This window comes from Dehalococcoidia bacterium (genome assembly GCA_035574915.1).
GTDB lineage: Bacteria > Chloroflexota > Dehalococcoidia > DSTF01 > WHTK01 > DATLYJ01.
Genome location: DATLYJ010000010.1, coordinates 1 through 13,237 on the forward strand (window position 1 = coordinate 1; position 13,237 = coordinate 13,237).

13 protein-coding genes are annotated in these 13,237 nt (G+C 68.5%); 7 read left to right on the forward strand and 6 right to left on the reverse strand.

Features of this window, described 5'->3' with window-relative positions:
* Together VNN10_00965 and VNN10_00970 are read right to left on the reverse strand one after the other, a co-directional pair.
* Window positions 1-162: DUF2283 domain-containing protein (locus tag VNN10_00965; GenBank protein HXH20567.1), on the reverse strand; the 162-nt coding region annotated here is incomplete at its 3' end.
* Window positions 163-223: 61 nt separating this feature from the next.
* The gene (locus tag VNN10_00970; protein ID HXH20568.1) at window positions 224-478 is read right to left on the reverse strand and encodes a hypothetical protein; all 255 of its coding nucleotides are present in this window, start codon (window positions 476-478) and stop codon (window positions 224-226) included.
* Window positions 479-664: 186 nt separating this feature from the next.
* On the opposite strand from VNN10_00970, the gene VNN10_00975 reads away from it, so the two are divergent.
* The gene (locus VNN10_00975) at window positions 665-1,333 is read left to right on the forward strand and encodes a CDGSH iron-sulfur domain-containing protein (protein ID HXH20569.1); all 669 of its coding nucleotides are present in this window, start codon (window positions 665-667) and stop codon (window positions 1,331-1,333) included.
* 102 nt (window positions 1,334-1,435) lie between these two features.
* On the opposite strand, the gene VNN10_00980 is transcribed toward VNN10_00975, so the two are convergent.
* The 3 genes from VNN10_00980 to VNN10_00990 all read right to left on the reverse strand — a co-directional run bounded on the left by VNN10_00980 (window position 1,436) and on the right by VNN10_00990 (window position 4,948).
* Window positions 1,436-2,038 (reverse strand): CHRD domain-containing protein, encoded by a 603-nt coding sequence (locus VNN10_00980; protein HXH20570.1) that lies wholly within the window; start codon window positions 2,036-2,038, stop codon window positions 1,436-1,438.
* Window positions 2,039-2,241: 203 nt separating this feature from the next.
* Window positions 2,242-3,822, reverse strand: coding sequence for a phosphoglycerate dehydrogenase (gene serA, locus VNN10_00985; GenBank protein ID HXH20571.1), 1,581 nt, complete (start codon window positions 3,820-3,822; stop codon window positions 2,242-2,244).
* A 10-nt stretch (window positions 3,823-3,832) separates the two neighbouring features.
* Entirely contained in the window at window positions 3,833-4,948 is a 1,116-nt protein-coding gene (locus tag VNN10_00990) for an alanine--glyoxylate aminotransferase family protein (GenBank protein ID HXH20572.1), read from the reverse strand.
* A 143-nt stretch (window positions 4,949-5,091) separates the two neighbouring features.
* On the opposite strand from VNN10_00990, the gene VNN10_00995 reads away from it, so the two are divergent.
* The 6 genes from VNN10_00995 to VNN10_01020 all read left to right on the forward strand — a co-directional run bounded on the left by VNN10_00995 (window position 5,092) and on the right by VNN10_01020 (window position 9,734).
* Window positions 5,092-5,529 carry a Clp protease N-terminal domain-containing protein gene (locus VNN10_00995; GenBank protein ID HXH20573.1) on the forward strand — a complete coding sequence of 146 codons (438 nt, stop codon included), beginning with the start codon at window positions 5,092-5,094 and terminating at the stop codon, window positions 5,527-5,529.
* A 60-nt stretch (window positions 5,530-5,589) separates the two neighbouring features.
* Window positions 5,590-6,954 (forward strand): L-seryl-tRNA(Sec) selenium transferase, encoded by a 1,365-nt coding sequence (gene selA, locus VNN10_01000; GenBank protein ID HXH20574.1) that lies wholly within the window; start codon window positions 5,590-5,592, stop codon window positions 6,952-6,954.
* Window positions 6,947-8,272: a glycosyltransferase family 39 protein gene (locus VNN10_01005; GenBank protein ID HXH20575.1), complete on the forward strand. Its 1,326-nt coding sequence runs from the start codon at window positions 6,947-6,949 to the stop codon at window positions 8,270-8,272. Before selA ends, VNN10_01005 begins: the two co-directional genes overlap by 8 nt.
* Before the next feature lie 63 nt (window positions 8,273-8,335).
* Complete coding sequence (locus VNN10_01010) at window positions 8,336-8,881, forward strand: hypothetical protein (GenBank protein ID HXH20576.1); 546 nt, start codon at window positions 8,336-8,338, stop codon at window positions 8,879-8,881.
* 47 nt (window positions 8,882-8,928) lie between these two features.
* Window positions 8,929-9,318 carry a hypothetical protein gene (locus VNN10_01015; protein HXH20577.1) on the forward strand — a complete coding sequence of 130 codons (390 nt, stop codon included), beginning with the start codon at window positions 8,929-8,931 and terminating at the stop codon, window positions 9,316-9,318.
* Window positions 9,315-9,734, forward strand: coding sequence for a hypothetical protein (locus VNN10_01020; GenBank protein HXH20578.1), 420 nt, complete (start codon window positions 9,315-9,317; stop codon window positions 9,732-9,734). Before VNN10_01015 ends, VNN10_01020 begins: the two co-directional genes overlap by 4 nt.
* Before the next feature lie 79 nt (window positions 9,735-9,813).
* On the opposite strand, the gene VNN10_01025 is transcribed toward VNN10_01020, so the two are convergent.
* Window positions 9,814-13,185 carry an FtsX-like permease family protein gene (locus VNN10_01025; protein HXH20579.1) on the reverse strand — a complete coding sequence of 1,124 codons (3,372 nt, stop codon included), beginning with the start codon at window positions 13,183-13,185 and terminating at the stop codon, window positions 9,814-9,816.
* Window positions 13,186-13,237 lie beyond the last annotated feature (52 nt).

Here is a 13,237-nt window from a genome sequence, read left to right on the forward strand (position 1 = left end):
GTCGCCGATGCGCACGCCCGCCTCCAGGATCTCGATGCCGGCGAGCTTGCCGTCGGCGTCGTAGTCGAACGCGACGCCGTCGCTGACGTTCTTCGTCGTGACAGTGGTGTCCAGAAATCTTATGTAGAGCGCGTCGACGCGGGCATCATAGGTAATCTTCATGCCGACATGCTATTACATGGCCGCCCGGCCTGCCGCCGCAGGGCGCGGAATGCGCCTGGCGTTAGCTGAAGTAGGTGTAAACGGTCAGGACCAGCACGCCACCCGTGTCCTCGATGAAGACGGGCCGCACCTGCTTCCGTGAGCAGGGACGCCCGTTCCACTCGCCCTCGAACTCGAAGTCCTTGCGGCAATCCAGGCGGCCACGGCCGGCCGAGAACCAGGCCGAACCGCCGATCGCCGCGATCACCTCCTCCTCGTTGGTGCCGCGGTACTCGAATTGGGCGCGCGCGTGCTCGGAGATGATTACCTCAGCCATGGACCAAGCCTAACGCCGAAGAGACGGCCCTGTCAGCGCCGCTCCCACTACGCCAGACTGCGCCGCCGTGCGGTTCGGCTGGACGAAGCGCGCCTGTGACCGCGGCGTTTGCCTTTGGCACTGCCTTTCGCGAAACTGAGGAACCCACTGGACCGCGGGGAGCGAGCGCTTAGCCGGGAGGTCATGATGGCGGAAGAACAGTGGATCGAGATCATCCCGCATGGTCCTTACCGAGTTCACGGAAACGTGCCCCTGAGCGAGATGGCGCCTGTCCACACATTCAACGGCGAGCCGGTCGCGTGGCATACCCTGCGGGAGATCGCCACGCCGCCCGGCACCTACGACCTCTGCCGTTGCGGCAAGACCTCGACGCGCCCCTTCTGCGACCTGACTCACGAGAAGCAACACTTCGACGGGCGCGAGACTGCCAGCAGGCTGCCTTTCCGCGAACAGGCCGAGAGCTGGGAGCGCGAAGGCGAAGTCCTCTCTGACGTGCAGGACTTGTGCTTTTCGGCGGGGTTCTGCGGCACGCGGACGCGCAATATCTGGGACATGTTCGCGGAGTCGAACGACCCCGCCGAGCGTGATCTGATGCGAGAGATGGTGTTCCGCTGCCCCTCCGGGCGCATCGTGCTCTCCGACCATGAGGGCTTCTCGAAGGAGTCGCCGCTCCCGCCGAGCATCGCCGTGCTGCCGGGAGGCCCCATCTGGGTCCGGGGCGGCATCACGATCATCGGCACCGACGGGACTCCCTGGGAGCCGCGCAACCGCGTCACGGTCTGCCGCTGCGGCCGCTCTCGCAACAAGCCCTTCTGCGACGGCACCCACATGCGCATCCACTTCGACGAGCGATAGGCGAGCAGCGCTCGGCCTCTCGCCGCCAACGAAATGAGGAGAGGCCCCCCTTCGCGAGGGGCCCCTCCTCATAGGAAGCTCGCTTGAAGTCGAAGCCTGCGCCTACGACCGCCGTGCGGCCAGGGCAAGCGCGCCAAGGCCGGACACGCCGAGAAGCGTAAGGACCGCGAAGGGCAACCAGCCGAAGCCGGCTTCGTCCAGCATGCCGCCGCTGCCCGTGCGCGGCAGCGCCGACGGCGTCGCCGCGGGTTGGGCCGCCGCGGGCAGCGTCAACTGGAAGCGGGCGAACCCGCCGGGGTTGTCGCGCGAGTGGGCATTGAAGTAGAAGTTGCCCGCGCGCAGGTCGGCGATGTCCGCATCGCTCAGCGTAAGGGTGCCGTGCACTGTGACGAACGGCACCGTTGACAGGTTGTGGACGATAGGGCCATTGGTGCCGCGCGGCGCCCTGTGGATGTGAGCGGCCGTCACCTGGCCCTGGTCGATGCCGTTTACGGTGGCCTGGAACTGCAACGTCTTCGCGACGTCATCGAAGACGAATCGGACGCGCACGGACCCCGGCCCCGTTACGGGCGGGACCTCCTCTGCGCCGGTCGCCACACCTTCGATGGTGAACTGCGCTGCCTGCGCCGTCCCGTCTCTCAGCGCCAGGCCGGCTACTCCAACCACTACCGCCGCGGCAAACAGCGCCGCCAAGAGTCTCTTCACGCCGAAGTCTCCTTTCACTCGTCCCGCTCCCGCGGGGGTCAGGCTGCAACGCTACGAGAAGGTTACCGAGGCTTCCTTAGAGGAATACGTTGCAGGTTGGCACTTCGGCTTTCGAAGGCATTACAGCAGCATCAAAGTGTGCGCCGAGGAGTGGCCGGGCGGCCGACAGAGATGCCAGCATCCGGCTGTCTCTGGCAATGCGCTCAGATCTTTGCCGTGCGAGCGGAGTAGATATCGGGTATGCGCGCGATCTCGTCCAGGAGCTCCGGGGTCAGCTCGTCGTCGAGGCCCAGGACCATGAGCGCCCGCCCGCGCACCTTTTCCCGGCCGACGCGCATGAAGCTGATGTTCACGTCCTTCTGGCCGAGGAAGGTGCCGATGCGGCCGATCATGCCCGGGCGGTCCAGGTTCTCGCAGAGGAGCAGATAGCCCTCCCCGGGGGACACGTCCACCCAGAAGTCGTTGATCTCGACGATGTGCGGGCCGTCGTGGGCGACTGTGCTGGACACGGTCGTCTTGCCGGTGCTCGTCCTCAGGTGGACGCGGATCAGGTTCGCGTAGATGCCCTCGTAGTGCCCCTTGTGCTCGATGATGCGGAGGCCGCGCTGCTCCGCGATCATGCTCGCGTTCACGAGCGTGACATTCTCCTCGCTCACGGGGGCCAGGAGGCCACGGATCACGGCTGCTTTCAGAGGGGTGGTGTCGTAGTCCGCCAGCTCGCCCAGGTACTCGACTTCGACGCTGGCCAGCTGACCTGTCGAGAGCTGGGTGGCCAGGGAGGCCGCCTGGGTGGCCGCCTGGAGGAAGGGCGCTATCACCTGGTAGGCCTCGGCGGCGATGAACGGGGCGTTCACGGCGTACATCGCCGGTTCGCCGTTCAGGACGGCGAGCACCTGCTTCGCCACATCTACCGCCACGCGTTCCTGGGCCTCGGCGGCGGAGGCGCCAAGGTGCGGCGTGACGATGATCCGTGGGTGGCGGAGGTAGGGGGCGTCCGCCGGCGGAGGCTCCGGCTCGAACGAGTCCAGCGCCGCGCCCGCGACCTTGCCGCTCTCCAGGGCGCGAAGGAGGGCCTCCTGCGACATCAACTCCCCGCGCGCGGCATTGATGATGCGGACGCCGGCCTTCATCCGCGCGAACTCGGCGTCATCGATCATGTGGTAGTTGGAGGCCAGGCCAGGGGCGTGGAGGCTGATGAAGTCGCTCTGCTCCAGTACCTCCTCCTTGGTGGCTATCTCGACGCCCAGAGTGTGAAACCGCTCGACCGGTAGGGGCGGGTCGTAGGCGATCACGCGCATTTCCAGCGCCTTCGCGCGCCGCGCGACTTCCGAGCCGATGCGGCCGAGGCCGAAGATGCCAAGGGTCTTACCCCGCAGCTCGACACCCACGAACTTCGAGGGCTCCCAGCGCCCCTCGCGCAGGGCCTGATGGGCATCCGGTATGTGGCGGGCAAGGGCGAGCATGAGGCCGATGGTGTGCTCGGCGGTAGCGACTGTTATCGCTTCGGGCGCGTTCGCGACCACGACACCGTGGCGGGTTGCGGCCTCGACGTCGATGTTGTCGACGCCGACGCCCGCGCGGCCGATGACCTTCAGGTTGACCCCGGCCGCGATGACGTCTGCGGTAACCTTAGTCGCGCTGCGCACAACGAGGGCGTCGTAGGCGCCGATGCGGTCGAGTAGCTCCTGCGGCGAAAGCCCGGTCTGCACGTCCACGTCCGCGTGCTCCCGGAGGATCGCGAGTCCATCCTCCGCGATGCGGTCCGAGACGAGGATGCGGAACATGGTCAGTCGGTCAGGCGGGCGCGGCGGCGGGTTTCTTGTAACCGAGCCTCTGAAGCGCGTCTCCGAGCGCCACCACGGCCATCTTGATGTCAGCTTTGTCCACCAGCCCGAGATGGCCGATGCGGACGATTTTGCCGGCAAGCTTCCCCTGGCCGCCGGCCAGTACCGTCTCGTACTCCTTGTTCAGGAGCGAGAGTAGCTCGGCGGCGTTGACGCCTTCCGGCACGACGACGCTGGTGACGGTGTTAGAGGCGTTCGGCCCTTCGCAGAGGAGGCGCAGGCCCAGCGCCTTCACTTCGCTCCGCGTGAACTCCCCTATGGCCGCATGGCGGGACGTGATCGACTCCAGGCCCTCCTTCATCATCATGTCCAGCGCGAGGTCGAGGGCGAAGTAAAGCGAAACGGCCGGCGTCCAGGGAGTCTGGCCGCGCTCGGCGAAGGACTTCGCCTTGCCGATGTCGAAGTAGTACCTGGGCATAGTCGAGCGCTCGTAGGCCTTCCAGGCGCGCTCGCTCAGGGTGATGAAGGCAAGCCCCGGCGGGATCATGAAGCCCTTCTGGGAGGCGGTGACCGCAACGTCCACCGTCCAGGCATCCGTGGCAAAGGGGACGCAGCCCAGCGAGCTGATTGCGTCCACGATGATGAGGATCTCCGGCCGGACGCCCCTTACGGCCTTGGCGATGGCGCCGATGTCGTTCGTGACGCCCGTCGACGTCTCGTTGTGGGTGAGGAGCACGGCGACGTAAGAGGCGTCGGCGGCGAGCGCGTCGGCCACAGCCCGCGGGTCGGCGGGAGTCCCGGGCTCGAAGCTGAGCTTCGTCGGCTGCACGCCGTACGCCTCGCAGATCTCGACGAACCGCTCGCCGAACTCGCCGATCGAGACGACGAGCACGCGGTCGCCCGGCGAGAGCACGTTGACGACGGCCGCCTCCATGGCGCCAGTGCCGGAGGTCGTGAGTACGTAGACCTCGTTCTCGGTGCGGAAGAAGGTCTTCAGCCGCGCCATGATCCGCTTCTGCATCTCCGCGAACTCCGGTCCGCGGTGATTGATCATCTGCTTCGACATCTCCTCGAGGGTGTCGGGCGGACAGGGCGTAGGGCCTGGGATACGCAGGTTAGGTGGCACTGTAGTCTCCTCAGAAGTTGTGAAAATCGTAACGGTCTATGGGGGCCCGGTCAACCTAATCGTACCCCTGATAGCCGCGGCGCCCTGAGCAACCTGGCTCGCTCCTGGGGACCGCGGCGGATGGCGCAGAGTACGATGGAGCAATGACAGCGACCGACGGGCCCGGATACCTCACCTGGGGTCATGCTGCCGCGCGACTACTACGCACGGCGCGTCTGGAGGCATCGCGCTCTGGCCACTCGGACGTCCTGCCGGCCCACCTCCTTCTCGCGGCCCTGGACCAGCCTGAGTTACACCAAGCCCTGAGGGTCCTGGGCGCGGCGCCCGATGTCTACGGCATTCGCGCCCGCCTCGCCGCTGCTTCGCTCCGGCCGAGTGAGTTCAGCGAAGCCTTGCCGCTCTCGCCATCCGCGGCCGAGGCGCTCGAGTCAGCGCGGGAGCACCGCGAAGGCGAGGCCTTCGAGCTGCTCTTCCTCCTCGTCCTGAAGGCGACGCTGGAGGACGAAGCCTGCCGCGTCCTGCTGCACCGGGCCGGTACGGACCCGGAAGCGCTTGCCCTGCTGCTGGCGCGCGTCGACTAGTCAGCCTCTCAGCCCACGACACAGCCCCGGCCCCGGGACTGATAGAATCGCTGCGGCGTTATGGTGACTGGACTCCGCGCCCTGCCCTCGGTCGACCGCGTGCTCTCGCACCCTGCGGCCGTGCGGGCCGCGCAGGAGCTGAGCAGGGCTGTCGTCGCCGATGCGGCCAGAGAGGAGCTGAGCTACCGGCGCGCCGCCGTAGCCACCGGTGCGCCGGCGCCCACCCTGGACGAGGTGGTAAGCGCTGCCCTCCGCCGGGCTTACGCCGCCCTGAAGCCTTCCCTCCGCCCCGTAATCAACGCGACCGGCGTCATCATCCACACCAATCTCGGGCGAGCGCCGCTGTCCGATGCCGCCATCGCCGCCATGGAGGCCGTGAGCCGCGGTTACAGCAACCTCGAGTTCGACCTCGACGCCGGGATGCGCGGCAGCCGTCACGAGCACGTCGAGTCGCTGCTAAGGCGCGCCACCGGGGCAGAGGCGGCCATGGCAGTCAACAACAACGCCGCTGCCCTCTTGCTTGTCCTTGCGGCCTTCGCGAGCGGCCGCGAGGTCATCATTTCGCGGGGCCAGCTGGTCGAGATCGGGGGCGGTTTCCGCATACCGGATGTCATGGCCCAGAGCGGCGCCAGGCTGGTCGAGGTCGGGACCACCAACCGGACCTATCTGCGCGACTACGCCGCCGCTGTCACCGACCAGACCGCGGCCCTCATGCGCGTCCACGCCTCCAACTTCAAGGTCGTCGGGTTCACGGCCGGCGCGACAATCCGCGAGCTCGCCTCGCTGGCCCGCGAACGCGGCCTGCTGCTGATCGATGACCTGGGCAGCGGTTGTCTCCTGGACACGACTCGATATGGCCTGGCCCCGGAACCGACGCCGCAACAGAGCCTGCAGGCCGGCGCTGACCTGGTGCTTTTCTCGGGCGACAAGCTCCTCGGCGGGCCCCAGGCCGGCATTGTCCTCGGCCGCGCGGCCCTGATCGCGGCCCTGAAGCGGCACCCTCTCGCCCGGGCGGTGCGCATGGACAAGGCGAGCATCGCCGCTCTCAACGCCACCCTCCTGCACTACGTCACGGGTGATGCCGTCACGCAGGTCCCGGTCTGGCGCATGATCGCGACCCCCGAAGCGGCCCTCCTCCGGCGCGCCAGGCGCCTGGCCGCGGCGGTCGGGCACGGCGCGAGGGTAGTCCCGGGACGGTCGATGGTGGGTGGCGGGAGCTTGCCGGAGGAGAGCCTGCCGACGCACCTCGTAGCCCTGCCGCCCCAGCCCGGCTTTGGGCTGGAGGAGATGGCGCTGAGGTTGCGCAGCGGCGAACCTGCCGTCGTCGGCCGGATCGACGAGGGCCATCTCCTCCTCGACCCGCGCACGGTCGACCCGCGGGACGACTCCCGGCTGAGATCAGCGCTCCAGCACGCCCTTGCCTGACAGGAGCGCCTACCTCCGAGCACTGGCGCCCTCGCCGTTCTGGGCGGTGGTCCTGGCCGCGCTCGCCGCACGCCTGGCCTGGATCGCCCTCGTCCACCCGCGCGTCGACCTGGTGGACGACGCCGGCTTCTACGACTTCTTCGCCGTTGCCATCGCCGAAGGGCGGGGCTATGTGCGCCCGGAGGGCGTGCCCACGGCCTTCTGGCCAGTCGGCTATCCCGCGACCCTCGCCGCGGTCTACTCGCTCCTCGGCCACAGCCTCCTTGCCGCCAAGCTGCTCAATGTCGTCCTCGGCGCCGCTACGGCCGGACTGGTGTACCTCCTGGCCCGGCGCTGGTTCGGAGTGAAACAGTCGGCATTGGCCGGCATGGTCTACGCCTTCTTCCCGGGCGCCATCGGCTTCACGAGCCTGACAATGTCGGAGACGCTCTTCACCTTCCTCTTCATCGCTGCCTTGTACGTCGCGGCGCGGGCTTCGGAGGAGGAAGGCCACGAACTCCTGTGGGCCGCGGCCTTCGCCGTGATTGCAGCGGCGGCCGCGTACGTGCGCGGGCAGGCTCTGGCCCTGCCCTTCTTCGCGGCGGCGTGGCTCCTCATCGCCGGATGGGCATGGCAGCGCGCCGTGGCCTTCCTGGCGGTCTCTTTCGCTGTCGTGGTCGGGCTCTCCATCCCCTGGATGGTCCGCAACACGATCGCGTTCGGGGAGCCAACTTTCATGTCGACGAACGCCGGCATCAACCTCTGGCTCGGGCACCACCCGGGCGCGGACGGCGGCTTCGACTACCACCACCAGCTCGGCTTCACGGCCCAGTTCAATCACCTGCCACGGGTCGAGCAGGAGCCCGCCTGGAACCGCGAGGGCTTCCGCCAGGCCGTGCGCTACGCGCTGACGCACCCTCTTGCCGAGCTGCGGCTGAGCGCGCAGAAGGTGGCGAAGCTCTACATGCACGACCACGACGCCATCGCCTGGAACGAACAGAACGGCAACTCCCCCATCTTCACCGAGCCACGCCGCACACGCCTCGCGGCGCTTTTCGACGCCTACTACTATGCCGCTGGCCTCGCTACCCTCGCCGGATTGGGGATCGGCCTGCGGCAGCGGCGGGCCTGGGTCGGGCCGGTGGCCTCGGCCTTCGTGCTCTGGACGCTGGTGCACGTCGCCTTCTTCGCCGAACCGCGCCTGCATGCGCCACTGCTGCCGCTCTTCGCGATCTCCTCGTCGGCCGCTCTCGTCGAGGTCGTGAGGCCTCTCGCCGGCGCCTTCCGGCGGCCATCACTCCCCTCCGCGCCGCCCGAGTCGACGCCAACACGGGTTTGACAGGACACGGGGGCGGCATATCATGGGAACGAGACCGGGAGTTCCCGGGACGAGGTGTCTCCCTTGCAGATCGACTGGTCCAAGGCAATCGAGGACATTCTGGCGGAGCAGATACACTGCCCCCGCTGCGGTGTCCTGACGCCGCAGCTTGTCGGCGGTTACTCGCGCGCTCCCTGGGCGGCCGAGTACGCGCCGCGCTGCGCGAACTGCACGCACAAGGAGGACTGCGAGTCCCGCAAGCTGGTCTTTCTCTGTGAGGCCTGCGCCTCGGAGCTCCGCCTCCGTGCCCGGCCCGTGGACCAGGCCGGCATGATGACCCTCCTGATGAACGACTGCCGCAAGGACCTGGAGGAGTGCCTCGACTACCTCGCGGAATACTGGCAGGAAGATCTCGACCTCGACCCCGAGGAGGCCGAAGCCCGGCTCGAAGAAGTGGCGCCGGACGTCTTCGAGGAGGAGGCGAACTGGCGGGCGCGGCTCGAAGAGGAGTACCTCTCGTACCACCGCTGGTTCCGAGAGCACAAGATCCGCATCCCGGACCCCGAGTGGCGGGCCACGTACGTCGAGGAGATCATCAGCCTCGGCTACACGACAGCCCTCGGTGACTGAGGGGCGCCCCGAACTGCCCTTCGCACGGAGGGCCCCTTCTCCGCACGATGAGATTCCTTAGCGACCTCAACTCCGGCCGCCTCCTTGCCGCCGGGCTCGGGTTGGCGCTGGTCGCGATGGTTGCCGTCGCCGCCGGCTATCTCACGCGCGAGCAGGAGCGGCATTCGCTCGAGGTCGCGGCGCCGCCCGCCGGCGTCGAATACGTCCGCGGCGTGGTCCAGTCCGTGACCGCGGACTCGATCACCCTGCTTACGGACGCCGGGCCGGCGACCGTGCGGCTCACGCCGGCCACCCGCCGGGAGGCTGTCGAGACGATAGGCCTATCGCAGGTCAGGCCCGGTGACTGGGTCAATGCCGGCGGCGTGGGACATGCCCAGACGATCTACGTCCTGACAGCGCTGGTGGTAATCCCGGCGGAGAACGTGGAGGGACGGTGAGCAGGGGTCTGGTGGCCTGGATCGCGATGGCCGCGCTGGTCGCAGCCCTGGGAGTGCTCGCCGGTCGCGCCCTGCGCGGCTCCGGAGGCGGCACATTCGACTTCGACGCGACGGCCCCGGCCTACTCCGCCGCCGACCTGCCCATGGCGCGCAGTCGCGGCGGGTTCACCGGCTTCGGCGAGACCGGCGGCCTGGACGGCTCCGTGCTCGTCTCCGGGCGGGTCTCAGCGGCCGGGCCGGACTCCATCACGCTCGAGACCTCCACCGGCCGGAACGTCATCCGGCTCAGCGGCGAGCAGAAGCTCCGTATCCTGCGGCCGCACCAGGGCTCGATTGCCCCGGGCACAACCGTCGCCGTCCTCAAAAAGCCTGGGACGGATGAGGCCCAGGCTGTGCTCCTGTTGCTGAACCCCTGACGCCAACCTCGGCTCAGCCTCATGCCGACGGAAAGCCGCCGCGCGGCTCCTTTCGGCCCGCAACGCGGCTGCGTCGGCCTTAGCGTGTCAGGCGCAGGAACCGGGTCATGGGGAGGCGCAGGAAGTAATAGACAAGCGCGAGGATGCCGGCGGAGAAGGCGAGCGCGATCACGGCGAAGGAGACGCCGACCGTGTCCCACCGGGTCGCGAGGTCGAAGGGCGGGACCACCCGGGCGCCGTCCGCGGTGACGTTGAGGAAGGAGAGCATGGTGGCGGAGATGCGCAGTCCAGCGACGGTGCCAACGACGAGGCCAACCACCGCGACCACGAGGTACTCGAGCGAGACCATGCTGAAGATCTGGCGGGTGGAGAAGCCCATGGCCCGCATTACCGCGACTTCGACGGTGCGGGCCTGGCCCCCCGTGTAGAGCGTCAGGCCGAAGCCCAACGCCAGGATGCCGAAGGCGGCTATGACCGCAAGGAGCAGGATGCCGGTGCCGCCGGCGCGCACTACCGGGTCGGAGCGCACGCGGCCAAGCACCTCCTGGACGTCGAGGATCTGGCCCGCAAGTATGTTGTGCCGCCGCTCGAGCTCTGCCTTGGCCTGCGCGCGAGCTTCGGGGTCAGAGGGAAGGCGGAACCAGACCTCGTTCGGGGCGCGGCCGCTGGTGAGGTTCGCGAGGCCGTTGAAGTAGTAGAGGTGGTCCTGGTTCAGGAGAAGATAGCCGTCCGCGGAGTCGTACATCGTGGGGAAGAGGTCTGTCGTGCCGGTGATGCGGACAGGCATGATGAGGGAGCCAACGCCGATCTCGAACTCGCTTCCCACTCTGGCGCCGCTTCGCCGCAGGAAGCCAGGGCTGGCGATTGCCGGCAGCGGGATGTTGGGGTCGCCGGGGTAGATTGCCCGGAAGGGGATGCTCGTGCCCGTCCTGAAGGAGTATTGCAGCGCACCGGAGCCGCGGCGCGCTCCCTGGGAGACCTGCGCGAGGGCATCGCGGTTACGGCCCTGGACTCGCAGGGCGTCCCAGCGCAGGGCGCCCTCGAAATCATCGAGGATAGACTCCTGGCCGGTCGCGTCGATTACGGTGAGGTCGTCGATCAAGAGGTTGCCGCGCCCCGCGTCCGTTACACCCGAGGGCTGGGTCATCACGAGGCCCGCTATCGAGACGGGATACTGAGGCCGCTCCAGGCTGGTGACGATCTGCGCCGTCAGCTTGCGATAGCCGGTGAAGTCGAGCACCCCAAACTCGTGCAGGCGGAAAGTCCCCGCGGAGTCCAGCGTCCTCAGCCATAGCGTCGTGGTCGGGCGTTCCAGAGTCGGGTTCGCCCACAGGGAGACGGCGACGGGGTCGTTCGGCAGGGCAAGGCCCATCCCGCCGGTGGTTGAGCCCTGGATGTGCAGGAGCAGGTCTCGAATGCCCTCGGCCGCGAAGTCTTCCCGGAAGTACAGGAGTTCCGGCGCCGCCTGGGTGTCCAGGGCGAGCACCGGGACGGCCGAACCAAGGGCGCCTCCGCCGAGAGAGCTGCGGAAGGCCGTCGCGGGCTGCTCGACGCCGGGGACCTGGGACAACGCGGCCTCGATCTCGTTCGGCGAGGAGCCGTTCAGACGCCCGAGGCTCCCTGTCCGCGCGTCCACGCCCGCCTCGTACAGCGCGCGGTCTATCTGGCTGCGGTCCGTGGTCTCGCCGTAGGTGGCCGCGAATGTGCCCACCGCGGCCGCCATGACCACGAGCAGCGCGAGCTGGCTGTAACGCGAAGGACTGCGGGTCACCTGCCAGAGGCCCAGCGTCACGCCCGGGCCCGAGGTCAGAGCGATGAACCGGCCAGCGAGGCCGAGAGCGAGCGGCAACAGCCGGAACATCAGGGCCCCGATCGCCAGGATCAGGAGCACGGGCGAGGCCAGCAGCAACGGGTCCGCCGACCAGCCCCCGACGCTACGGGGGTCATACACGCTGCCTCGCTGGTTCAGCTCCCACAGGGCGAAGGCGGCAAGGCCGGCCGCCAGGAAGTCGAGATAGTACCTCTGCACGAAGGGCTTCTGCGGGCGCGCGGCGCCGCGGAGGTAGTCCAGCATGCTCCGGCGCGTCGCCGCGAAGGTCGGCAGGAGCACGGCCACTACGGCCATGACCGCACCTCCCGCGGCCAGCAAGAAGGCCTCCGGTACCAGGACGAAGTCCAGATAGTCGCCGCCGGACACCGCCTTGAAGGTGGCGGTCTTGCCCAGGAGAGAAACCGCGCCCGCGGCCAGGAAGGGCGCGGCCAGCGCCGCGGCCGTCGCCAGGACGCCCGCCTCGATGGCCGACGTCGCCATGATCTGCCAGACGCTGGCGCCGCGGGAGCGCAGCATCGCGATCTCCTCCGAGCGCCGCTCCACAAGCAACGACGCGACGAGCACGACGTAGTACAGCGCAATCCCTACGACCTGCAGCAGCAGGAGCAGCAGTGACACCTGGTTGAAGCTGGCGCGCCTGTTGAAGCCCTCGAGCGCGCTCAGCATCGCCAGGTCCGCGATCAGCCCCTTACCTGTCGCCTCCTCCTTCAGGGCCGACAACTCGGTCCGGGCGCGGTCCAGGTTGGACGAATTCAGGCTCTCGATGTCCGCAAAGCTCGTAACCCGGAACTCGTGCCGGATCCCGGGGAAGACCTTTGGCAGCTCCTTGAAGAACCCCTCCTCGCCGAGCACGACCGGCACGATAGCCCCCTGTGTCTCCGTCGCGGCCGGACGGGAAAAGACGAGGCGCCCGGCGGCCCAGTAGGGGTCGTTGGCGTCCCTGGGGTCGAATACGCCGGTGACCAGGAGCCGGGCCTGCAGAGTGACGAAGACCTGGGGGATGCAGCGGAATCGCGCCCTCTCCCGCAGCTCTTCGGGGTCGTCCGTGGGCGGCGGCCGGTTGCAGTCGTCGAAGGAGTGGGCGGCGACGAGCGTGTCGCCCGGCCCGACGCCGAGGAAGGCGGCCGCCTCCGATGGCAACGCAACCTCGATGCGTCCTTCTTCACCGACGCCCCGCGGCGCCCGTCCAGCGGTGAAGGACACGTGGTCGTCGAGGCCGGACGAGGTCTGCAGAGTCAACAGCGTGCGGAACTGGCCAGTAGGGACGGGCTCGCCCTCGCGCGCCAGGGGGAGGTCGGGCAGGGCCGCGTAGCGCACCTCGGAGCCGGTGAACCAGCCGGCGCGGTCGGCGAGGAGCTTGAGGGCCTGCCGCGCGCGCTCCGCGCTCTCCTCCGACCCCAGCGGCGTCCCGAAGCTCACGAGCGAGTTCCGGCTGCTGCTCCGCAGGTGCTCCTTGAGCGCGAAGTCCAGGCCAAGGTCGTTCATGACCCGGGTGTAGATGGGCGATACGGCGAGGAGCGCGGCGGCGGTGACCATGCCGAAGGCGAGGACGGCCAGCATGCGCCAGTTGGCGACCAGCCGCTCCCAGACCAGGGGTCCGATTCCCGCAAAGCCCCGCATGTGTGGCACTCGCGAGTCTAGCAGAGGCGGCATCGGCGGTCAGGCGCGCGGG